Below are 19,025 nucleotides of genomic sequence, written 5' to 3' on the forward strand. Positions count from 1 at the left end.
CTGTAATAAAAAACTGCATTATGCAGCTTCAATCATTAGTAACGATTTATTCAGATTTGTTAATAGCGGATCATTTAGGTTAGATGTGTATTGTTTCTCGCCCTCGAACTCGTCAATAACACGTTTTTCCTCAGTATTGCACTCGTTATAAGTTTTCATTGCATAGTCTGGCGGTAACCATGTCCGCTCACGACCGACATATACGTTAAAACGTCTGAGCAATGCCTCGTCTTTTACATAAAAATGCAATGTGCCCTTCTGATAGACTCGAACTTTAAACAGTGAGTTTTCAAAATAGTTATTAGGGCGTCGATTTTCAAACCAATCAATATATGATTGACTGAGAGATATTTCTGGAGTTATTCCGTTATTAAAATATGTAAAAACTTTTTCTATATCCTCTAGCCGTGTTTTTGTTTCCCAGTCATAACTAAAACATTTGCCAGAATAGGCGTTCCGAAAAATCAAAATGAATTTTTTGTTTATTTTGTAACCGTTATTAGATTTCCAACCGTTGTATAAATAAATGTTTTTACCTGTTTCTGGATACCAACTGAGTTTGCTCGTTATTTCATCAAATAGATTATAAATAGCATTTTTAAATAGATTATTGCCGTTCTCTAGTAGATATTCGTATAACACATTAATGTTGTTCTGGCTAAACTCCATATCAGAAAATCGACTGATTAGGTTATCAAATGTTCTAACCTCATCAGTTGTTAATTTTGATTTAAATTCGGGTCTATCTAATACAATTCGCCAATATTGTTTTTTTAATTTAGCATTAGCGTCTCGGATGGCATTTTCAATATTATGCATATCATAAATTTTTGGCTCATTTGGATATTTTTGGAATGGGTCTAGTATTGCGATATTAAAGAAATTTCGACAACCGTATGATGCTTTAAACATTGCCGTACATGTATCAGCGATTCTTTTTTGATAGTCTTGATATTCATAAATTAATTCACTAATGGATAGCTTTTCTTTGTTATTTTTAACCTCAGTACCATCATTTAAATCAATATCTAGATTGGTTTTTTCATAGTTCTCATCAAAAATACTATTAAAATCCTGAACTAACTTAATATGAATTATTGCGACTTCGACATCGGTATGCCGTTCGGTATCTTCTGATTCAAACGCATTTTCCTCATATTTTATGTCGGCATTTAATTCTGCGAGTCGATTAATCAGCTCTTTTCTTGTGTTAGTGTACGGGTTTTTAATTGTTTCTGCGTTTAGTATGCAGATTATTTCGCCATTAATAACAAAGTTAATAGCCCTCAATAAATGTTTATCACCATCTTTGAACGGTGGGTTCATCAAAATTAAATCATATGTTTCTATCGAATCAAACTGTAAGAAATCATCACCAATAACTTTTATATCTTCGCTAGTTAATATTTTTCTCAGATTGGAATCAATTTCTATTGCATTCAGATTTTTCAATCTAATGCGATCATACAATCTATATTTTTGTTCATAATACGCAATTAGGTGCTTGAAAAAATCCCCTTTTCCTGCGCTAGGATCGAGAATAAAACTATCTCCATGGTATTGATCTTCTAGCAAATCGAAACATTTAAACGCTAGAGACCGAGGGGTAGGGTAGAACTGATTATCATTATTTGGTAGATGCTTCATAATATAACTCACAATTAAAAAACCGCTACATGAGCGGCTTTGTTTGTAACTAATTAATTTTAAAAGGGAATATTGTCGTCAAAGTCCATCGGTGGCTCGTTTTGTGGTTGCGGAACAGGGCGATTAATTGGTTGTTGCGATTGCTGTTGGTTTGAATCATCACTACGAGAACCTAAGATTTGTAATGTTCCCCCGATTGGATTAATTACAACCTCCGTTGTGTAACGGTCAATGCCTGCTTGATCTTGCCATTTACGGGTCTGTAACTGTCCCTCAAGATATACTTGCGTTCCTTTTTTAACATATTCACCTGCAATTTCAGCTAACTTACCAAAAACAACGACACGATGCCATTCTGTACGATCACGGGTTTCACCAGTTTGTTTATCTTTCCATGATTCTGAAGTTGCAACGCTGAAATTTGCAACAGCGCTACCATTTGGCATATAACGAACTTCTGGATCTTGCCCTAAATTACCAACTAATATGACTTTATTTATTCCACGGCTTGCCATTTTTTACTCCTGTTTTTCCAGTCGTTTTATTTCTATTTTCATATCACAGCCTCACCCATTCGGTTGTTTCAATCATTTTTTTAACCTGCTTGACCTCAACAGGGATTTGAGGAGCGAACAAACTATCCTGAGATTCTGTCAACCCCCTCTGCCAATAAATACCAAATGTGCGCCCTCCTAGTTGAACTATGGATTGCACCATTTCAGTCCAGTCGTATGTATCCATATGCACAGAATCAATTATGTTATCGCTATATAACAGCTCCTCGACCTCATCCTCGGTTAACTGCTCGTTATTATCAATTTTGTTTAAAATTTCTTTTTCAAAGTCGCTAATTTGTTTAGTTCCCATTTTCTTGCTCCAGTTGTTTAATTAATACATCAATAAACTCTATTTCTTCATTCAGATAGTTAATATCATCTGACATCATTTTTCTAGCAGTTCTATATGCATCAATTTTTTTAATGAACATCCGCTTATTATAAAGACTACGAGTAAAAAAGGTAAAATCTACAGTTTCGTTATCTATCACCTCTCCACTCATTACACATCTCGCACACATTACCGTATCATCTACGGTATAGACCACATCCCCAACTTTCAACTTTTCCCGTTCTTCATGTGTAATCATAATCACTCTTTAATCGGCTTTAGTTTATAATCACATAAATAATCATATTCACCAGAAGGGTCAGGGCGAACGTTTGTTTTAGTCGTAATTTCCTTGACCTCGCCCCAGCAAACTAAATCAACTCGCTCCTCCCAACGTCCGTCACAATCGAGCATTTCAGAAATACATGATTGCGCCCTCAATTTAGCCTCGTCTGCTGTATTATGTAACTCCAATCCGTCCTCATCCGACGGGTCATAACTAAAATATTTCATAATCATTTCCTCCGGTAGCGGTAGCTCATCTGCATAAATCCAGTGTGTTACTTCATCGTTATCATGCTTAGACCATTTACCAACATAATCATCTATCCACTCGTCGAATTCTGCGTGTTCGTCGTACCAGTCATATACTGTTGCTTCACACAATTCTTCACGCCCATTTAAAAAACGAATACGTACGATACACAGTTTTTGAGCAATGCCGTTTTCTTTTTCTGGCACTTCATCTGGAAATTTACGCCAATTTAATTTAGTCATCATTCACATCCTCTGGTGTTTCTAATTCACACACAAATATCCAGTATAATACTTTCCCGTTAATGTAATGTTTAGTACTCATATTACAACGAGGACAAATAGCACTTTCCGTAAAAAATTTATCTTCACGTTCATCGTAACAACAAGCCTGTATACTTGGACAGTCATCATATATATTCTCTATTACAACAATAACATCATTAAATTTCCAACTGTCACAGGGTTTTTCATCAGGATATTTATGCCAATCAATCATTACCCACATTACCCACCTCCATTAAATCAGTTTCTGGCACCAGTTGAATGCTAATAAAATCGCCCATGAGAACTGGAACGTAATACCACGGGCACATAACATCTAATTTATTGTATGCATGATAAATACAATCATTTGCGATTTCTGTTCTCATACCGTTATATAAGACAGGGTCGAATAAACCAAATTTTGGTATCGGCAAATCAACGTCATATACTGTTTCACTCATTTAAACCTCGCTTATAATTAACAATTACATTTCCACATTTGAACGGAACAATCAGAATCAAGCATGTATCAAAATTACAGTTATTTACAGACTTTTCACCGCTCGGCAATAAATACTGATAGCGTCCATCAGGAACATAAATAATGCAGTCTTGACCGTGTACATTTTCATGCCATTGCTTGGTTGCAGGGGTGTAGGGAAGAACCATCAATACTGATTTCCCCCATTTTTTAGATTGTTCAACCGCTTTCTTAAAAAAATCCCATTTTTGAGAAAAGGGAGGATTACAAAAAGAGGGAGCGCTATTTTGCAATGTAAACCACTCATTATTGAGCGCATTTTGAGTTTCAGATATATAAGCAAACGATTTATTAATTTTGATACTTTCAACAGAACAGCAGACATCTGTATCAAAACTCGTAACGCCAAGTAATCCTAATGCATCATTAATAAGTTCTGGACTTGTTCGCCAATAATCTTTGTTCTGCTTCTCTGTTTGTGATTTGTTTAATATTGCCATTTAGTTGCCTGTAAAATTAGTTAAATCAGTTTCCGGAACCAGTTCAATACAAATAAAATCATCTAATAGTGTGGGTACGTAATACCATGGACACATCACACCATCATCATTGAACGCATAATAATTGGCGCTATCAGCAATTTCAGTTCTGATTCCGTTATATAAAACGGGGTCAAATTGATTGAACTTTGGAGGTGGTAACACGACATCACAGAGTTTATTTACTTCGTTTGTTATTTTTTTACACATTGTATTGACTTCTCTATAAATTATTCAATTTTGGTGATGTAACCTGTTATTGTCCTGCATAGATTGACTACTTTTGCAGTATTACTGTTAGAAACCTGAATTATTTGATATTGATTCAACGGGGTGTTTGGGTATAGTTTTATAACCTCGCCAGATATTTTCAATGCATCCGATATGCTTGTGTTTGATTCAATTTTGATTTTAATTTCCATTAATAACTCCTACATTGGGTGGTTGTCACTCTGTCGCCGACGGCGTGACTACCGTCAATGCTATACACGGCTTGTATATTTCAAACTAGTGCGCTAACTGATAAGGAGTCAGATCACAGCTAACACTAATTATCAACGCATATACCAGACGCAGACACTGTCTTTAGTTGAACAATTCAGGAAGTTCTTGCTTGATTTTTGAATTTGTGAGTGTTTGAAGTTTTTTGAAATCTATTATTGGGTTTTTAAATTTTTTAATGATGTTCCACGTCTCCTCTTTTATGAGCTCATGAAAGATAGTGCCCAGCAGTTTTGGTATTTTATTGCCGCTCCAGCCGTCAACTTTAATTTTAGCCAATTCCTTATCAATTAAGGATTTGGTAATAAATTGATCAACAATTTCATATTCAAGACGGTTTTTATCAACCATATCTGAGCTAAATTTTTTCTGGCGCTTTTTTTTAAATTCATTAGAGATAATTTTAGCCCACACGGTATGTCCATATTTATTGACATAATCATAATTTTTTATGACTATCCCCTCACCAACTCCACTACCATCTGAGATTAAATAAGTATTTAATACAAGACACTCCTTTATGTCTTCCTTCGCTGGATTGTTTGCTATCAAGAGCGGTGGAATATAGTCAATATTATACATGGATAAATAAGTGCTATAATCAGCAATCGCTATATAACATTTCTTGTTTCTGTCGTATACATCAAATACATAAAATTTGCGCCATGCTTCATCTTGATAAGTTTTAAGAGAATGCGGAACAAGCCACTCACCATATAAAATATGGTCTGGGAATTGTTCTAAATATTTTCTTACTCCTTCATGTTGAAGAATACAATTATAAAAACCTTGATTATCATTATCTAATGTTAGCTCTCTATTACGTGATCCTGCTTTTATTTCTCCATTCTCAATCCAAGCAGAACCGTTAGCGCCATCCAGTTTTGGGAAAATGTAACATAAACCCTTCTCAATATCTTCGACCTCATCAGTATCAAATCTTTCTATGTGCTGATATTTTTTAAACATAATCATTCCTCAGAATATTTCTTTGCCCAATAACATGCGCTGTAACATCTAATTATCAACGCATATACCAGACGCTATTTTATTTACTGTGAAATACCTAATTTTTCGTTTAGGTCTGCAATTTTAATGGCGGGTAAATTGGTTTTGATTGCATCAAACTCGACGCCGTCTAGAAAATTAACTGACTCAACCCAAACTTTTTGTAATTTTTCGAGAGTTGTACAGCTATTTAGGATAGCCATAATTTCAGCTTGCAAGGATTTTATTCGATTTTTTAATGACTCTCTTTTACAATCTAACTGCAAAAATTTTTTTGTAAATTCATGCTCCGCCGGATAAGTAGGAATTTCTTTAAATTCAAAAAAAATAATATCTTCTGGGGCATGTAATGAATAATACATTCCACCAAAATTACATCTAATATAAGACTTTTCATAAAAACACCCGCCCTCAAATGGTAGTTTTTCTATGCGCTCTCTTATTTCGAAAAATTCCTCAAGCCTCTTGTTTGTCGCAGTATCGTTAAAAACATCAAGCGCCAATTTAGATAAATTTTCATTTACTTTTGCTAGCTCTTTATTTGCTGGCGATTGCTCAATTGCGTTTCTACAAATTTCCTCTTTAATTTCTTTAGTTAATCTTGTCATTGTTTTACTCCGTAAAAACCGCCATGGGCAGTTAAAATTATTCTTGAAATGTAAACCGTTTATGTATTGCTCGAACTTTTTCAACATCTGAAGCACAGTATTCGGCAACCCGCTTAATCTTGCCAGATTGCACAAAATCCCACACTTTCGAGCCGTCGATCTCATCGTCTTTTGTTGGCAAACCCAATGACATACAAATCTCATTGAGCGATACAAATCCTCGTTTTCCTGTCCATTCGGTCATGGTGTCAAATATATACATATTGTTATAAGACTTACTGTTGAGTGGTAGAAATGACGGGGGTTTTATTCCTAGAACAATTGCACGTTGATAAATAAAACGCAGATCAAAATTTTCGATATTATGACCAATGAAATTAGGTATTATATCTGCGCTAGGGGTGTAGCAATTTTTTAAATCATTAAAAAATGTTTCCAAAATTTCTTTTTCAGATTCCGCCCATTTATCAAAATAAATTGTTTTCACATCGCTATCGTTAATAGCGTAACCAATACATACTATTTGACCAAAACCGCCGTTTAAAGCGGTTTTACGGTATGCAGGCTCTTTATTTTTCTCAATCCATGCACCGATTGCCTTAGTTTTTTTATAATTTGCTGGGGGTGCCAGGTTGTTGACAATGTAATTTTTTAAATTATTAGATTGAGTCGGGATGGTTTCTATGTCAAAATAAATGTTAGCCTGCCTCATTATTATTTACTCTCTAATCTATGTTTATATCTATCGCTCAGTGATTTGAGCCGATCACCTATACCCAACGCATTACAACGTTTATAGTATTTTGCAAAAACCGTTTTTAGCTCATCCTCTGATTTGCAGTTAGCTGCCTCTTCATCAAACAGCGACAAAATATACTCAACTGGCAGCGCCCAGTCTGGAAGGGTTGGAGTTTCCCACCAAATATATACCCCGTCTTTTGTTCGCGTTCTATTCCAGCCATCGACTTTTTCCGAAGAAGTCTTAGCAAAACCTTCCTCTAAATCATACAGATACCTACCAATTCCCCATTGAACGCCTGCACGTTTCATTGCCCCAGAAATACCGCCTTTAACAGCCTCTATTTGAGTGTTTTCTGCGCCGTCTTTTTTTGTTATCCACTCACCATTAATCTTGATTTTTATACTGCACATAACCCCTCCATCAGGAGCTGGGTCGTAATCGTTTTGCCAATTCTCTTTTCCACAAATTTCATCAAGCCGTTGCTGAATAGCTCTGTTTGTTACATACGCTAAAACCATACACCACGGTTTATTATTCGAGATGCCACATTGCTGCACTCTCCATTCAATATCTTTAGGGTGGAAAGGGGCATCTAATTTAGCTAATTCCATAATTCGCCTCGTTTAAATGTGTGTCATTTTCATGTTTTTGAACTTGTAAATTCGCCAATTCTGTTAAATCAACCCCGTATGCCTCTGCGATATCCATAATCATTTTGGATTGGATAGGCAGTGAGCTATAAATCTCTTCCCATGCCATTAGCTTTACTCCGTTGCCATTTCTAACATCCAGCGAATCAGCATAAGTAATCCGCCCATCGTCAAAAAGTAGGTACAAAAAAGGGCGTACATTTGTTCACCCTTGGTCATTCTGTAATTTAGCTTGAATCGGTCTGTCTCATACACGTTACAGCCGACATGGTCAATCGGTATTGTTTTCATTTATACCCCCTCAGGGCGTCTCGTGAGAGATTTTCGCCAGTCGATATCATCTGCGTTGATCGCTAATATAGATTTGGACCAATCTCCCTCATAAACATTCCAACAGTATTTGCTGGAGGAAATATAGGGTTCATCCGTATAAAAATAAATCCAGCCTTCCTCATCCTTTGCCACCCATTTCCATTCTTCATCTATCATCGCCCACATTTCTCTGGTAATTGGTAATTCATGGGATTTGATACGGTAATTAAATCTTAAATCAAGCCAACCGGATGAGCTGTTATGCCACTTTTCATTTTGGAAATATTCAATATCAATCCCCTGCATTTTTGCTAATAAAATTTGAATCATGTGTTCCTGTTCTGCATTTTGTGGAGTTAATTTATTCATTGTTTTATTCCTTAATTCTGTAAAAAAGCCCCAAACTTCGGGGCAAATAGGATGTAGCAATGCGCCGTCTTTCCGAGCTGTCAGTGTTATTTAATAATCTAATGCGATTAACTCTTCAACTAATTCTTGAGAATTATAATGCTATTAATAGAATAGCTCCGTTATAAGCTAGTTACAGCCGACGTGATCAAAAAGGAGAATAGTCATTTTTAATTCCGCCGTGATTATTTATTAGTTGTTCTACCACTTCGCGTGGAACATATGCATATACCGTACGAGTAGGTTTTTGTTCGTCTTCTGCGTATTCGGATATCAGTTCATCAGCATGAGACGGAAACCCTAATTCAAATGCGCTGTATTTTTCAGCAGCCTTAAATTCTCTTCGAGGTTCACTGTAAAACAGTGAACCGCATTGTATTGAAAATGTGAACCCATCTTTACAAATAATTCTATTAAATGTTCGATAGAGAGCATTTTTTTTTGCTCTGTTTGTATTTAAAAATTCATCTAAAGTCATTTTTTTTCACCTTAATTCTTTTGAAAAAAAGCCCCAAACTTCGGGGCAAATAGAATTTACGATAGCGCTTATAGCGCATAACATCGTGACCAGTTAGTTTATGCTCTTTCAATTTTTCATCATGTTATTAAAATTATTTTTATAATATTGAATTGCTAACTCAAGCAATATCGATTTCATAACTTTTCTCAAACGTTCAATACGTTTGTATGTTAAGAGTTTTTTCTCTAATCTTGAAAGTCGATCAGCAAGCTCAAGATTAAGCCAACTTATTTCACCGATGAAGTCTTCGTACTCTTCCGAGTACTTGCCATTGATCAGCTTTTCAGCTTTACTATATGCATAGTTTTCAATTAGTTTTTCTTCAATTTCTTTTCCATATGTTCTTTGCTCTAAAGAACATAATCCTTTATAAGTGATAATATCATTAGCTATAGCTGCTAAATTATTCATTATCCACCTCTCTGATTTAGTTAAAAAATATCTTAAGTAAGAGTAATTGGGATGTAGCGTGCATCGGGAGGCACGCTAAACTTCTAACATTTCTTTTAATTGCTTCATACCTTCTTGACTCTCCATATATTTATAACTTTCTTCTTGTTGACGTAGCGCCAATTTAAATGAGTTATCAACACTCAGTTCGTCACTGCAATTTTTGATGATTTGTGCAATTAAATTTATATTTGATTGACTCAATCCTAGTTCGTTAATTACCAATTGAGCTTTTTTTGTTGCTTTTGATAAGTTCATGTTATTTCCTCATAATTCAATTCAAACTCAAGCGCACTCAGCGATGAATGCGCTTTGATTTGATCACTGGTACATACCCCAGCAGATGTTGCGAATCAATTAGCCTCAGCCAGTGTTGCCTTGTTACGTGAGTTATCGACAGGTCTCCCCGATAAGTCCGTGCGAATTTTGCTCGCTAGGGTCTAAGCATCTTTATTACTAATCAATTCGACTTTTCTAATTTTTAAAGAGCGTGAAATTAAATTTGTTTAATAATGTTTAATTTCTATGTTTACTATTAAACAATATTACACAAACGGTGTCAATCATTTTGTTTAAAAATGTTTAATCATTTTGTTTAAAATTTTGTTTAAATTGATTAGTTTATTGAAATATAATATTTTTTTCTTAACTGAATGATTATTTATTAGACAATAAATAAAGGTGAGGTATAAAAAAAGCCCTTGATTGGGCTTTGGGATAGAATTAATTGTGAATTCGTTTAATCATCCAATGATGAGTGCCACCACATTCTACCAAGAACTTGAAAATCTCCATTTTCTATTTGTGCTCTACTAATTATTTCATCGGGATAAATTGGATTGAATGATCTTAATATTATTGAACCATCAGAATTTCTTATTAAAACTTTCACTTTTTGTAGATCATAAACTCTCACAGCGTATATTTTTCCGTCTCTAATTCTAGTATCTGCCATATTTATTGAAATAATATCTTTATCAAATAGTCGAGGCTCCATACTATCACCTGAAACTTTAACCACTTTAGCCATATTTATTGGTATATTTCTTTGTTTTAATGTATTTGTCCTAAAAGGTAGTGTGTACATTTTCTGCTCCATTGATGGGCACGCACCAAATCCCGCTGACAATTCAACATCTAAAACAGGAATGGTTACAAATTTCCCATTTGTTTGTTCTTCTTGTGATAATGATTCCCATTCTACAGGGTTTAGCTTGCTCTCCTGAAGGTTTTCATCCCCACCATAGAGCAGCCAATTAATATTGTATCCAAGTTTATCTGCTATTAATTGCGCTTTTTTACGACTAATTGAACCCCTACTTTCCCAATTGGTCACATTTTGCGGAGTGGTACATGCTATTTTTGCCAATTCACTTTTATTTATTGAGTGATCATTCATTATTTTTTGAATTCGTTGACTTACTGAGTTCATAAGGTTCTCCCTAAGATTCTTGTTTATGATTTTACACAAAATGTGTAATCGTTCAATAAACAAAATACATACATAAGTTGCAAAAATAAAATTATTTGTTTATATTATGTGTAATTATGTGTAAAATATGTTTAAGTGAGGTGTTTATTATGACAGGTGAATTATCACCAATTGATAAAGCAATTAGAGCTATTGGGGGGAATAAATCAGAGTTAGCACGGCTAGTCGGATGCAGTCCATCTAATATCACGAACATAAAAGCGCGAGGAGGAAAAATCCCGTGTAGGAATAAAGAAATTCGTGACAAATGGCTAAGCGTTACAGGATTAAGTAAAAAAGAGTTATTTCCTGATCTCTATTCGTAATCACAATAAATTAGCGGGGAATATGTATGCAAATAACTAAACCAAAATCACAACAGGAGCGAGTTATTGCGATTTGTAGTGATGGTCAATATCGAACATTAGAAGCGATTCAACACGAGATTAAACGAAGGTTTAATCAGTTTGATACAACACCAGCTATAAGCGCAAGGTTACGAGAAAAGAGTAAATTGTTTAAATACGGTTTTGTTAAAGATAAGTATCACGAAATCAATGAAAAGACGAAAAAAGCTTGTTATTACTACACTTTAAAATTAATTAAAAGAGATTGATGATGAACGCAGTTGAAACATTAAAATTAATAGGGCGCCCAAACGCCTATTACCCAAAATTAGCCAAGCCTTTAGGTGGTGTTAACCCTGCAGTTTTATTCTCACAATTATTTTACTGGCAAGATAAAGCAACGTCTGATTTAGGTGTGTATAAAACTCGTGATGAACTTGAAGAAGAAACTGGGTTATCTCATCACGAACAAAGAACAGCTATCAAAAAACTAAAAGCAAAAGGCGTTTTAATTGTGACTGAAAAGCGACTAGAGCATAAAACGTTTTATAAGATTGATAATGAAAAGGTTAATCAAGTTTTGAGTGATTTCGCCATTTCTATAACTCAATCATCACGACAATTAGATAGTAGTCATCTCGAACTCTACAATGCAGATGCCGAGATGACTACAAAGTCGAGTTCGTTATATCAAGAGATTACTACAAAGACTACTACAGAGAATACTACAAATAATATTAAGTCATCTGACGATGACCAACCTAAATCTGAAAAAACAGATTCAATTGATTTTGATTTGGTCATGGATGCGTATAACGACGCTGTAGAAAACAGGTTGCCTCAAATTCAGAAAATGACCGCTGACAGAAAAAACGCAGTTAAAAAACTGCTCAAAGAATTTGAGCGACCAACATTCCAGAGCTTGGCAAATTATTTCTATGATTTTGTTGAACAGGCAACACCGTTTTATTTTGGTGAGAACGACAGAAATTGGCGAGCTAATTTTGATTACATTGTTAAACCTAAAACACATTTGAAATTTTTGGAGGGCAGACTATGAACATAATCCCTCATGATTTGTTCGCAGAACAGGCAGTTCTAGGCTCGATGATGTTGGATTTTGAATCTGAGCGCTGTCAAATAGCAATTAAGAAATTAAAACCAGATTCATTTTACAGCCGTCAGCATCAGATTATTTTTTCGGAAATGATTGAATTAAATCGTAAGAATCAGCCCATAGATTTAATTACATTATCAGACAGCATGGAGAAAAGCGGGAGTTTAGATGATTGTGGTGGTTTAGCCTATCTGGCTGAGTTGTCAAAAAATACGCCAACAACGGCTAATGTTTCAGCATACACAAATATAGTCCGTGATAAATCAATTGAACGCTATACATTGAAAAAATTAAATGACTGTAGCGCAATGTTGTTAGAAAAATCAACATTATCAACGAGTGATAAATTATCAGCGATTCAATCCCTATTTACGCAAATTGATGACTACAACAAAACAGGAAAAACAGTTGGGTTAAAACCGCTAATTGCCATCGCTGAAAAATGGACAGAAACATTAGAAAAACGATTAGAAAATGCAGATAGTGCACGTGGTTTATCAACTGGAATTGAAGCGCTAGATAAAAAACTGGCTCCTAAAGGTATCGTTCGAGGCTCATTATTTGTTGTTGGTGCTCGTCCAAAAATGGGTAAAACCACATTTGAAATAAATATGGCTCGCCATTGCGCAATGAATGAAAAATTACCAGTTTTAATGTTCTCTTTAGAAATGCAGGATGAGCAAATGCTGGAAAATATTTTGGCTCAGGAGTCGTGTGTGAACAGCGATATTTTCTATGATGGCGCATTGGGTCCGGAAGAGGGAGCTGAATTTTCGAGGGTTATGCATCATCTAAATGAGCTAACAAAAACTAATAACATCTACATTGATGATACCCCAGCTATTACCTTGTCACATATACGCTCCGAGTCACGTCGAATGGCACGAGCGCGCGGACAGATAGGCATGATTATGGTCGATTATCTGACACTAATGGGAAAAGAAAAAATCGGTGATGACCAACGAAATGATTTGATATACGGAACTATTACAAAGGGTTTAAAAGCGATGGCTAAAGAATTGAATTGTGTAGTTGTTCTGTTAACTCAGTTAAACCGAAATCTAGAATCACGAGCAGATAAGCGCCCAATACCTAGTGATAGTCGTGATACAGGGCAAATCGAACAGGACTGTGATTACTGGTTAGGGATTTATCGTGATGCTGTTTACAACGAAAGTGCAGATAAGAACTTGATGGAAATAAACGTGGCTTTAAATCGCCATGGTGCGGGTAATTTTACTGTATATGCAGGAATTAGTAATGGTCGTATTTATGAAGTTGATCAAGCTGAATCATACACTAAAGCACGCTCTGAGCCAGTGAAAAAAGAACGTAGATATGCGCAAGCGAGTTAACCACTGCAAAAACGGACACTATCACATGCTAGACAAAATAGCATATGACTATGTTACAGCGATTAAAAAACCTTTTGCAAATTCAACAAAAATTAAACATGAACTAGCAGAACAAGTTAAAAATATTCGGAAGAAGATAAAGAAAAATTAAGGGAGTTGATACAAAAATGGCTTACAAAATAACTGGGGTAATCATTAAAAAGGGACAGCAACCAACTAATTGGACACGTTTTACTAATAAAAAATTAAGTCATCTGGAATGCGAGAAAATAGTAGATGCTCAAATTATTGAATTTAAATGCAAAAGAGTTTAGATATGAATTTATCATCAGCTTTGGAGTACGAACTAAGAAAAAGTTTTGAAATAGCGGTCTGCAAGCAATTAGATTCTACTTATATCGAAAAAGATTCTAACGGTAATTATGTTAATGATTATGTTCAGAATGAATGGATTAAAAACATCAATATTTTTAATTTTTTAAGTAATGAATAAATGAATTAAGGACTAGTGATAAATGGATGATTTATGTCTACATTCAAGCAATATTAAATCAATTTTTAGCACTCTAATTGAGTTAGTTAAAAGCGAAAAACGATATCGGCTAACAATAAAAATTTGGAAAGACAAACGAACTATTGATCAAAACTCACTATCTCATATGTGGTACACAGATATAGCTAAACAAGCCAATCAACGGTTAAAAACTAATTCATACACAATGGATAGCGTTAAACACGATTTAAAGGAGATGTTTTTGGGATACGAGGAAATAGAACACAAAAACGTCATAACAGGAGAAATGACCAAAAAACTGGAGTTAATCAAAACATCCGATTTAGATATTGGGGAAATGCATTTTTTTCTACAGCAGGTTGAATCGTGGTCATATCAAAATGGGTTTAAATTACGAATACCAAATAATAGTGAGTACAGAAAATTACAATTAGAGCAGGTGGCATGATGAACGACACATTAAAAACAATTGATGAATGTATAAAAGAAGCCGAGCAACTATTGGCATGGTTATATGAACAACGTAGAGAATACATAAATCAGCATAATTTAAATAAGGTTGACAATGAGCAAGCTAACTAAGGAAGCAAAAGGGCGAGAGTGTCAAGTAAGGCTTCCGTGTTGTAACCACAACCCAGAAACAACCGTATTAGCTCATTATCGCTTAGCTGGTACGTGTGGTGTAGGTATGAAGCCTAACGACCTACAAGGCGCATGGGCGTGTTCAAGCTGTCATGATGAAATCGATCGCAGAACAAGAAATCATGAGCATGAGTTCGTTAGATTAGCTCACGCCGAGGGGGTTTTGAGAACAATTAATATTCTGGCCAAAGAGGAGAAGATTAAACTATGAAACCAGGGGTATATGCGCTCGGACGACTCAAAACAGGTCAAATGAATAAAACGGAGCAAGAATATTGTGATTACTTAAAGCTGTTGAAGTCGGCTAATAAAATACTGTGGTTTAAATTCGAGGGCATAAAGTTTAGATTAGCTGATAATACCTTTTATACCCCTGATTTTGCTGTAATGAATAAAAATAACGAAATAGAGCTGCATGAAGTTAAAGGGTTTTGGATGGATGATGCACGAGTAAAAATAAAAATAGCATCTGATTTGTACCCATTTAAATTTATTGCAATCAAAAAGAAAGCAAAAAAGGATGGTGGTGGTTGGGGAATAGAAGAATTTTAGAGGTGAATAATGCCAGTAGAATATAAATATATTGAAGATGAACCTGAGATTGTTGTAAAACCGATTAAAAACGTAAGATTTAAAGTAGATTTCGATATAACTGATGTATGCGCGCGATTTGGCAACTGGTCAAGACGTCGTTTATATTTAAATCAAAACACGCCATCTTATTATCAATCTCAGCCAAAACAATCAAGAGAGGTTTGCTCGGATAATGATGCGCAATTAATTAACACCGCCTTTCTTGAAATATTAAGATTAAATATATCTAATTCAAAAGATATTTATGAAGTTTTAATTTTATTCTATTTCGGTGAAAAACAAATCATTACAGACTATGTTGCAACCGAGGGGTATGTGAGAAATGAATGGAAAAAGCAGGTAAGTGGCATTCATAGTGTTCCGGCGAAACAAATAGCTAAAGGCATTAGAGTTGATCACATCTATATAGTGAAACCTCTGTCATTACAAGATATCGCAAGAAAACTTGATACAAACTGGAACGCTGTAGATAAGCTAAAGAAAAGTGGAGAAAATTTTTTAACTGGTTATTTTTCTGCATTAAAATCAATATCTGGTATTGAGCTAGATATGTTAAAAGATAGATTTATTTATAATTGACATTGCTTAATATCTTGATTATCATCATTCCATGAAGTGATAAATCCTTCATATTTTGTCCTATTGTTAGTTGCGTGAATGAAATGATAAACCTCAGATGTCTGGTACACCTCTGAGGTTTTTTATTGCGTAAAAATAGCACAAAATGCTAAAAATTATATATTTACATATAACGTCCGTTATACTATAATGGCTTCATAAATTATAAATGAGGTTATAAAAAAATGAAATTATTCCACGGATCAAAAGAAAGCAATTTACAATATAAAGATAATGATATATGCAATATCTATAATGGTTCATTGTTTTTTTCTGATAGTTTCCAATCCGCTCTATCTCATGGTAGTTATGTTTATTCATTTGAAATTGATGAAGAAAACATTTTAAGCCATCGCGAACTGGTTTCAATGCAATATTCAGCAGATGTTGATGTATCTGAGATATTAAAGGAAATTGCTTTGGATTCTGGATTTAATGTCGATTCTGATGAAAAACTAGAAAGACTGGCTGAGCTTGTTATTGATAATATCGGCGTTTACAAGTGGACTGATGATGATATTGATTTGTTGAATGTATCCAACATTACTTATGTCGGATGGGAAGCTCAGCGCTTGCGTTCTGTGTTGGCCCAAAGATTGGGCTATAGCGCTGTTGAAGTTCGAGATGAACACGGTACTAGTTTTATGGTTTTAAACCCTGATTTGGTGAAGGAGTTTTAATGGCAACAGAGGCGCAAAAAAGGGCGGTTGCTAAGCGTAGAATGAAGCTTGAATCATTACGGTTTGACTTTAATACTCAAAAATCTTCAGATATTGAAGCGCTAAATAAATTTAATCAATTATCTGAAAAATTTAATAGCAAAAAAGAAGCATTAATATATTTAATCAATTTATCAAATAAATAGCTTAAGATGAGGTAGCTATGATAGTAACACATTCCAACAAGTTTCTAACACCCAAGAGCAAGGTTGTCGGCGGTGTTTTAAATTCAGCTTTAGATATTCCTGAATTTTTCATCAGTTCCAACTATGCTAGTCAATCAAAAAAATATTGGGCAAACCCGTCAAGCGCAGCTTACTATAAAGAAGCTAAAGAAATGGCGGAAAAAGCAAATAAAGAAGGAGTTAATGAAAATTGTTTCCCTGATTTTGTTGATGGATTTACTAAACAGTTGTTTTTAAAGGTCCCGAGAGGCTATATTGTGCATTCTCCTTTAACATCCTGCGCTTTAGTTGACGAATTCACAACAAAAGCTAGAGCGGTCCATAGGGTTTTTCTTGAAAAATATTTAGCTCACAAGGAAGAAATGAAAAAAAATAGAAAAATTCGACCGGTGAAGTTTATGGGTTCGGGATATTTTGATCATCAGATACAGCCTCGTGGTGTTACTCTAGGCAATAGGGGTGAGCTGGCTGTAAATCATGGTGGCAACTTTTTTGTGAGAAACGCCCCTTTTTGGGGGATTGTTAAGCGAAAAATATTTAAGTATTCATTACCCGACGATAGAAAATATTTATTTTTTTATGGTTCATTAGAAAACGCTAATTTTAATTCGGGTTTTATTTCATCTGGATTACCTGCAATTACTGCTGTTGGTGGCATGATCGAGTCGGTTGAATTAAAATTAAATTATGATAAACCGATACGGTTTGCATTTGGTTTGAAAAATCATAGCTTTTCAAAAGGGGGCAAACTCGGATCTACATTAGGAAAAGATCGAAAGGCTGTACCGCTTTTAGTTTGTGAAGAAAAAACAGGTTCATTAGATTTTGTTATTGTGCTAGATGTTACTAATTTTGATAGTGATAATATTAAAAATGAACTTATGAAAATTTCAAGATTGGCTGGCGGTTCTATTTTTAATTATAAAATAACTACAGAGGAAATTAACGAGGAGGAGGAATACTTTTTTATCAGAAAATGTACTTTTAAAATGCGTCAAGCTATAAAAAGCGGTGATGTAATTAATTACATTATAACAAATAGATTGTATCCATTGGCTTGCGGTTATGCTTTACTGCAAAAGCCAAGTAAAAAAGATGGAGCAAGGGTTGGGGTTAATAATAAAACATACAAACATGCATTTAGTGAAACTCTTTTTTTACCAGTTAGAATTAGTAGGAGATTGGATTATAAATCATTTTTCAAACGAAGAATTTACAAAAATTGTACTGCATATGTTTGATTGTTTATCGTTGACTAAATAGAACGGTTTGAAGTATAATTTTTTTACTTCTTTAGGAGTGAATTACTGCTGAACAAGCAGTTAAGAAATATGAGTGTGTTTTTATTACCGCTGAATAAGCGGTTCAGAAATATAAAATTTCGTTCAATCATTACAGCTGAATAAGCAGTCAAGAAATATTAAATTTTTTTCAGTGTATAAATATTTTTCTCACCGCCGAGTAGGTGGTTAAGAAATATGAGTTTTTTTAATAAATTTTTATTACCGCCGGATAGGCGGTGTCTAACTTTTATAGAAAAAGCTTGACTTCTTAAGAGTTACGTAGTATAAAGTATTCAGACTGGTATAATTGTATGTAAAGCTCGCATTAGCGGGCTTTTTTTATGTTCAAAATTTGAGTAAGCCGGTTTTATTTTTAAACTATATATCGATATTTTTATTCCTCGGCTTGCTCAATTCAAATCTTATCTATCGCGTGTATAAAAAGTTACGACCCCGTCAAAATTGGCGAGGTTAGCCAAATCGACAGCAAAGTCAGATCGTTTACTCATTAGCCAGTACGCTAACACTTATAATTAATAAGAAGATTTAATCATGCCAATCAAAGATCCCGACAACATCAACTGGGTTGTTGTTGTTTATTTATTTATTGTGACCTTACTTGGTT

The 19,025-nt window shown here is 34.6% G+C and carries 34 protein-coding genes; 14 read left to right on the forward strand and 20 right to left on the reverse strand.

The window, feature by feature from the left end; translation table 11 throughout:
• Positions 1-18 precede the first annotated feature (18 nt).
• The 20 genes from FcAc13_RS05060 to FcAc13_RS05150 form a co-directional block, all read right to left on the reverse strand.
• Entirely contained in the window at positions 19-1,647 is a 1,629-nt protein-coding gene (locus tag FcAc13_RS05060; protein WP_187755125.1) for a DUF4942 domain-containing protein, read from the reverse strand.
• Between the two features lie 59 nt (positions 1,648-1,706).
• A complete protein-coding gene (ssb, locus tag FcAc13_RS05065) occupies positions 1,707-2,162 on the reverse strand; it encodes a single-stranded DNA-binding protein (protein ID WP_187755126.1) in 456 nt (151 codons plus the stop codon).
• Positions 2,163-2,205: 43 nt separating this feature from the next.
• On the reverse strand, positions 2,206-2,514 hold the full coding sequence (locus tag FcAc13_RS05070) for a hypothetical protein (RefSeq protein WP_187755127.1): 309 nt from the start codon (positions 2,512-2,514) through the stop codon (positions 2,206-2,208).
• Positions 2,504-2,794, reverse strand: a complete 291-nt coding sequence (locus FcAc13_RS05075) for a hypothetical protein (protein ID WP_187755128.1) — start codon at positions 2,792-2,794, stop codon at positions 2,504-2,506. Before FcAc13_RS05075 ends, FcAc13_RS05070 begins: the two co-directional genes overlap by 11 nt.
• Before the next feature lie 2 nt (positions 2,795-2,796).
• Positions 2,797-3,315: a hypothetical protein gene (locus FcAc13_RS05080; RefSeq protein WP_187755129.1), complete on the reverse strand. Its 519-nt coding sequence runs from the start codon at positions 3,313-3,315 to the stop codon at positions 2,797-2,799.
• Positions 3,305-3,577, reverse strand: coding sequence for a hypothetical protein (locus FcAc13_RS05085; RefSeq protein WP_187755130.1), 273 nt, complete (start codon positions 3,575-3,577; stop codon positions 3,305-3,307). Before FcAc13_RS05085 ends, FcAc13_RS05080 begins: the two co-directional genes overlap by 11 nt.
• Complete coding sequence (locus FcAc13_RS05090; protein WP_187755131.1) at positions 3,561-3,797, reverse strand: hypothetical protein; 237 nt, start codon at positions 3,795-3,797, stop codon at positions 3,561-3,563. Before FcAc13_RS05090 ends, FcAc13_RS05085 begins: the two co-directional genes overlap by 17 nt.
• A complete protein-coding gene (locus tag FcAc13_RS05095) occupies positions 3,790-4,317 on the reverse strand; it encodes a DNA N-6-adenine-methyltransferase (RefSeq protein ID WP_187755132.1) in 528 nt (175 codons plus the stop codon). Before FcAc13_RS05095 ends, FcAc13_RS05090 begins: the two co-directional genes overlap by 8 nt.
• The gene (locus FcAc13_RS05100) at positions 4,318-4,566 is read right to left on the reverse strand and encodes a hypothetical protein (protein ID WP_187755133.1); all 249 of its coding nucleotides are present in this window, start codon (positions 4,564-4,566) and stop codon (positions 4,318-4,320) included.
• Positions 4,567-4,941: 375 nt separating this feature from the next.
• Positions 4,942-5,826 (reverse strand): RNA ligase family protein, encoded by an 885-nt coding sequence (locus tag FcAc13_RS05105; RefSeq protein ID WP_187755134.1) that lies wholly within the window; start codon positions 5,824-5,826, stop codon positions 4,942-4,944.
• 83 nt (positions 5,827-5,909) lie between these two features.
• Positions 5,910-6,473, reverse strand: coding sequence for an Nmad5 family putative nucleotide modification protein (locus tag FcAc13_RS05110; protein ID WP_187755135.1), 564 nt, complete (start codon positions 6,471-6,473; stop codon positions 5,910-5,912).
• Between the two features lie 37 nt (positions 6,474-6,510).
• On the reverse strand, positions 6,511-7,185 hold the full coding sequence (locus FcAc13_RS05115) for a ribonuclease H-like domain-containing protein (RefSeq protein ID WP_187755136.1): 675 nt from the start codon (positions 7,183-7,185) through the stop codon (positions 6,511-6,513).
• A 2-nt stretch (positions 7,186-7,187) separates the two neighbouring features.
• The gene (locus tag FcAc13_RS05120) at positions 7,188-7,826 is read right to left on the reverse strand and encodes a Rad52/Rad22 family DNA repair protein (protein ID WP_187755137.1); all 639 of its coding nucleotides are present in this window, start codon (positions 7,824-7,826) and stop codon (positions 7,188-7,190) included.
• The gene (locus FcAc13_RS05125; protein ID WP_187755138.1) at positions 7,813-7,974 is read right to left on the reverse strand and encodes a hypothetical protein; all 162 of its coding nucleotides are present in this window, start codon (positions 7,972-7,974) and stop codon (positions 7,813-7,815) included. The genes FcAc13_RS05120 and FcAc13_RS05125 overlap by 14 nt, the downstream gene beginning before the upstream one ends.
• Positions 7,975-7,979: 5 nt before the next feature.
• Positions 7,980-8,156: a hypothetical protein gene (locus tag FcAc13_RS12110; RefSeq protein ID WP_223064533.1), complete on the reverse strand. Its 177-nt coding sequence runs from the start codon at positions 8,154-8,156 to the stop codon at positions 7,980-7,982.
• Entirely contained in the window at positions 8,157-8,546 is a 390-nt protein-coding gene (locus FcAc13_RS05130; RefSeq protein WP_187755139.1) for a hypothetical protein, read from the reverse strand. It lies immediately after the preceding gene.
• Between the two features lie 187 nt (positions 8,547-8,733).
• Positions 8,734-9,063, reverse strand: coding sequence for a hypothetical protein (locus FcAc13_RS05135; RefSeq protein ID WP_187755140.1), 330 nt, complete (start codon positions 9,061-9,063; stop codon positions 8,734-8,736).
• Positions 9,064-9,171: 108 nt separating this feature from the next.
• Positions 9,172-9,516, reverse strand: a complete 345-nt coding sequence (locus FcAc13_RS05140) for a hypothetical protein (protein WP_187755141.1) — start codon at positions 9,514-9,516, stop codon at positions 9,172-9,174.
• A 75-nt stretch (positions 9,517-9,591) separates the two neighbouring features.
• Positions 9,592-9,813, reverse strand: a complete 222-nt coding sequence (locus tag FcAc13_RS05145; RefSeq protein WP_187755142.1) for a hypothetical protein — start codon at positions 9,811-9,813, stop codon at positions 9,592-9,594.
• Between the two features lie 481 nt (positions 9,814-10,294).
• Entirely contained in the window at positions 10,295-10,987 is a 693-nt protein-coding gene (locus tag FcAc13_RS05150) for an XRE family transcriptional regulator (protein WP_187755143.1), read from the reverse strand.
• Positions 10,988-11,136: 149 nt separating this feature from the next.
• Here FcAc13_RS05150 and FcAc13_RS05155 point away from each other — a divergent pair, with 149 nt between their 5' ends.
• The 14 genes from FcAc13_RS05155 to FcAc13_RS05220 all read left to right on the forward strand — a co-directional run bounded on the left by FcAc13_RS05155 (position 11,137) and on the right by FcAc13_RS05220 (position 18,358).
• The gene (locus FcAc13_RS05155) at positions 11,137-11,352 is read left to right on the forward strand and encodes a hypothetical protein (RefSeq protein ID WP_187755144.1); all 216 of its coding nucleotides are present in this window, start codon (positions 11,137-11,139) and stop codon (positions 11,350-11,352) included.
• A 26-nt stretch (positions 11,353-11,378) separates the two neighbouring features.
• Positions 11,379-11,642: a hypothetical protein gene (locus tag FcAc13_RS05160; protein WP_187755145.1), complete on the forward strand. Its 264-nt coding sequence runs from the start codon at positions 11,379-11,381 to the stop codon at positions 11,640-11,642.
• On the forward strand, positions 11,642-12,433 hold the full coding sequence (locus FcAc13_RS05165; protein ID WP_187755146.1) for a helix-turn-helix domain-containing protein: 792 nt from the start codon (positions 11,642-11,644) through the stop codon (positions 12,431-12,433). Before FcAc13_RS05160 ends, FcAc13_RS05165 begins: the two co-directional genes overlap by 1 nt.
• Positions 12,430-13,845 carry a replicative DNA helicase gene (locus FcAc13_RS05170; protein WP_187755147.1) on the forward strand — a complete coding sequence of 472 codons (1,416 nt, stop codon included), beginning with the start codon at positions 12,430-12,432 and terminating at the stop codon, positions 13,843-13,845. The genes FcAc13_RS05165 and FcAc13_RS05170 overlap by 4 nt, the downstream gene beginning before the upstream one ends.
• A 167-nt stretch (positions 13,846-14,012) precedes the next feature.
• Entirely contained in the window at positions 14,013-14,159 is a 147-nt protein-coding gene (locus FcAc13_RS12505) for a DUF1187 family protein (protein ID WP_187755148.1), read from the forward strand.
• Positions 14,144-14,338, forward strand: coding sequence for a hypothetical protein (locus tag FcAc13_RS05180; RefSeq protein ID WP_187755159.1), 195 nt, complete (start codon positions 14,144-14,146; stop codon positions 14,336-14,338). Before FcAc13_RS12505 ends, FcAc13_RS05180 begins: the two co-directional genes overlap by 16 nt.
• A gap of 22 nt (positions 14,339-14,360) precedes the next feature.
• On the forward strand, positions 14,361-14,807 hold the full coding sequence (locus FcAc13_RS05185; protein WP_187755149.1) for a NinB/YbcN family protein: 447 nt from the start codon (positions 14,361-14,363) through the stop codon (positions 14,805-14,807).
• Positions 14,804-14,941 carry a hypothetical protein gene (locus FcAc13_RS05190; protein WP_187755150.1) on the forward strand — a complete coding sequence of 46 codons (138 nt, stop codon included), beginning with the start codon at positions 14,804-14,806 and terminating at the stop codon, positions 14,939-14,941. Before FcAc13_RS05185 ends, FcAc13_RS05190 begins: the two co-directional genes overlap by 4 nt.
• Positions 14,925-15,212, forward strand: a complete 288-nt coding sequence (locus tag FcAc13_RS05195) for a DUF1364 domain-containing protein (RefSeq protein ID WP_187755151.1) — start codon at positions 14,925-14,927, stop codon at positions 15,210-15,212. Before FcAc13_RS05190 ends, FcAc13_RS05195 begins: the two co-directional genes overlap by 17 nt.
• Positions 15,209-15,553: a DUF1064 domain-containing protein gene (locus FcAc13_RS05200; protein WP_187755152.1), complete on the forward strand. Its 345-nt coding sequence runs from the start codon at positions 15,209-15,211 to the stop codon at positions 15,551-15,553. Before FcAc13_RS05195 ends, FcAc13_RS05200 begins: the two co-directional genes overlap by 4 nt.
• A 9-nt stretch (positions 15,554-15,562) precedes the next feature.
• Positions 15,563-16,174 carry a hypothetical protein gene (locus FcAc13_RS05205; protein WP_187755153.1) on the forward strand — a complete coding sequence of 204 codons (612 nt, stop codon included), beginning with the start codon at positions 15,563-15,565 and terminating at the stop codon, positions 16,172-16,174.
• Between the two features lie 224 nt (positions 16,175-16,398).
• A complete protein-coding gene (locus tag FcAc13_RS05210; RefSeq protein WP_187755154.1) occupies positions 16,399-16,893 on the forward strand; it encodes an AcrIF11 family anti-CRISPR ADP-ribosyltransferase in 495 nt (164 codons plus the stop codon).
• Positions 16,893-17,078, forward strand: a complete 186-nt coding sequence (locus FcAc13_RS05215; protein ID WP_187755155.1) for a hypothetical protein — start codon at positions 16,893-16,895, stop codon at positions 17,076-17,078. The genes FcAc13_RS05210 and FcAc13_RS05215 overlap by 1 nt, the downstream gene beginning before the upstream one ends.
• 17 nt (positions 17,079-17,095) lie before the next feature.
• A complete protein-coding gene (locus FcAc13_RS05220; protein WP_187755156.1) occupies positions 17,096-18,358 on the forward strand; it encodes a type I-F CRISPR-associated protein Csy2 in 1,263 nt (420 codons plus the stop codon).
• Positions 18,359-19,025 lie beyond the last annotated feature (667 nt).

Source organism: Frischella japonica, assembly GCF_014489845.1.
GTDB classification, from domain to species: Bacteria; Pseudomonadota; Gammaproteobacteria; order Enterobacterales; family Orbaceae; genus Frischella; species Frischella japonica.

Bases quoted from the DNA above. Each gene is read 5' to 3' on its own strand.
- FcAc13_RS05060 (WP_187755125.1), bottom strand. From the start codon at position 1,647: ATGAAGCATCTACCAAATAATGATAATCAGTTCTACCCTACCCCTCGG.
- ssb (WP_187755126.1), bottom strand. From the start codon at position 2,162: ATGGCAAGCCGTGGAATAAATAAAGTCATATTAGTTGGTAATTTAGGG.
- FcAc13_RS05070 (WP_187755127.1), bottom strand. From the start codon at position 2,514: ATGGGAACTAAACAAATTAGCGACTTTGAAAAAGAAATTTTAAACAAA.
- FcAc13_RS05075 (WP_187755128.1), bottom strand. From the start codon at position 2,794: ATGATTACACATGAAGAACGGGAAAAGTTGAAAGTTGGGGATGTGGTC.
- FcAc13_RS05080 (WP_187755129.1), bottom strand. From the start codon at position 3,315: ATGATGACTAAATTAAATTGGCGTAAATTTCCAGATGAAGTGCCAGAA.
- FcAc13_RS05085 (WP_187755130.1), bottom strand. From the start codon at position 3,577: ATGTGGGTAATGATTGATTGGCATAAATATCCTGATGAAAAACCCTGT.
- FcAc13_RS05090 (WP_187755131.1), bottom strand. From the start codon at position 3,797: ATGAGTGAAACAGTATATGACGTTGATTTGCCGATACCAAAATTTGGT.
- FcAc13_RS05095 (WP_187755132.1), bottom strand. From the start codon at position 4,317: ATGGCAATATTAAACAAATCACAAACAGAGAAGCAGAACAAAGATTAT.
- FcAc13_RS05100 (WP_187755133.1), bottom strand. From the start codon at position 4,566: ATGTGTAAAAAAATAACAAACGAAGTAAATAAACTCTGTGATGTCGTG.
- FcAc13_RS05105 (WP_187755134.1), bottom strand. From the start codon at position 5,826: ATGTTTAAAAAATATCAGCACATAGAAAGATTTGATACTGATGAGGTC.
- FcAc13_RS05110 (WP_187755135.1), bottom strand. From the start codon at position 6,473: ATGACAAGATTAACTAAAGAAATTAAAGAGGAAATTTGTAGAAACGCA.
- FcAc13_RS05115 (WP_187755136.1), bottom strand. From the start codon at position 7,185: ATGAGGCAGGCTAACATTTATTTTGACATAGAAACCATCCCGACTCAA.
- FcAc13_RS05120 (WP_187755137.1), bottom strand. From the start codon at position 7,826: ATGGAATTAGCTAAATTAGATGCCCCTTTCCACCCTAAAGATATTGAA.
- FcAc13_RS05125 (WP_187755138.1), bottom strand. From the start codon at position 7,974: ATGGCATGGGAAGAGATTTATAGCTCACTGCCTATCCAATCCAAAATG.
- FcAc13_RS12110 (WP_223064533.1), bottom strand. From the start codon at position 8,156: ATGAAAACAATACCGATTGACCATGTCGGCTGTAACGTGTATGAGACA.
- FcAc13_RS05130 (WP_187755139.1), bottom strand. From the start codon at position 8,546: ATGAATAAATTAACTCCACAAAATGCAGAACAGGAACACATGATTCAA.
- FcAc13_RS05135 (WP_187755140.1), bottom strand. From the start codon at position 9,063: ATGACTTTAGATGAATTTTTAAATACAAACAGAGCAAAAAAAAATGCT.
- FcAc13_RS05140 (WP_187755141.1), bottom strand. From the start codon at position 9,516: ATGAATAATTTAGCAGCTATAGCTAATGATATTATCACTTATAAAGGA.
- FcAc13_RS05145 (WP_187755142.1), bottom strand. From the start codon at position 9,813: ATGAACTTATCAAAAGCAACAAAAAAAGCTCAATTGGTAATTAACGAA.
- FcAc13_RS05150 (WP_187755143.1), bottom strand. From the start codon at position 10,987: ATGAACTCAGTAAGTCAACGAATTCAAAAAATAATGAATGATCACTCA.
- FcAc13_RS05155 (WP_187755144.1), top strand. From the start codon at position 11,137: ATGACAGGTGAATTATCACCAATTGATAAAGCAATTAGAGCTATTGGG.
- FcAc13_RS05160 (WP_187755145.1), top strand. From the start codon at position 11,379: ATGCAAATAACTAAACCAAAATCACAACAGGAGCGAGTTATTGCGATT.
- FcAc13_RS05165 (WP_187755146.1), top strand. From the start codon at position 11,642: ATGATGAACGCAGTTGAAACATTAAAATTAATAGGGCGCCCAAACGCC.
- FcAc13_RS05170 (WP_187755147.1), top strand. From the start codon at position 12,430: ATGAACATAATCCCTCATGATTTGTTCGCAGAACAGGCAGTTCTAGGC.
- FcAc13_RS12505 (WP_187755148.1), top strand. From the start codon at position 14,013: ATGGCTTACAAAATAACTGGGGTAATCATTAAAAAGGGACAGCAACCA.
- FcAc13_RS05180 (WP_187755159.1), top strand. From the start codon at position 14,144: ATGCAAAAGAGTTTAGATATGAATTTATCATCAGCTTTGGAGTACGAA.
- FcAc13_RS05185 (WP_187755149.1), top strand. From the start codon at position 14,361: ATGGATGATTTATGTCTACATTCAAGCAATATTAAATCAATTTTTAGC.
- FcAc13_RS05190 (WP_187755150.1), top strand. From the start codon at position 14,804: ATGATGAACGACACATTAAAAACAATTGATGAATGTATAAAAGAAGCC.
- FcAc13_RS05195 (WP_187755151.1), top strand. From the start codon at position 14,925: ATGAGCAAGCTAACTAAGGAAGCAAAAGGGCGAGAGTGTCAAGTAAGG.
- FcAc13_RS05200 (WP_187755152.1), top strand. From the start codon at position 15,209: ATGAAACCAGGGGTATATGCGCTCGGACGACTCAAAACAGGTCAAATG.
- FcAc13_RS05205 (WP_187755153.1), top strand. From the start codon at position 15,563: ATGCCAGTAGAATATAAATATATTGAAGATGAACCTGAGATTGTTGTA.
- FcAc13_RS05210 (WP_187755154.1), top strand. From the start codon at position 16,399: ATGAAATTATTCCACGGATCAAAAGAAAGCAATTTACAATATAAAGAT.
- FcAc13_RS05215 (WP_187755155.1), top strand. From the start codon at position 16,893: ATGGCAACAGAGGCGCAAAAAAGGGCGGTTGCTAAGCGTAGAATGAAG.
- FcAc13_RS05220 (WP_187755156.1), top strand. From the start codon at position 17,096: ATGATAGTAACACATTCCAACAAGTTTCTAACACCCAAGAGCAAGGTT.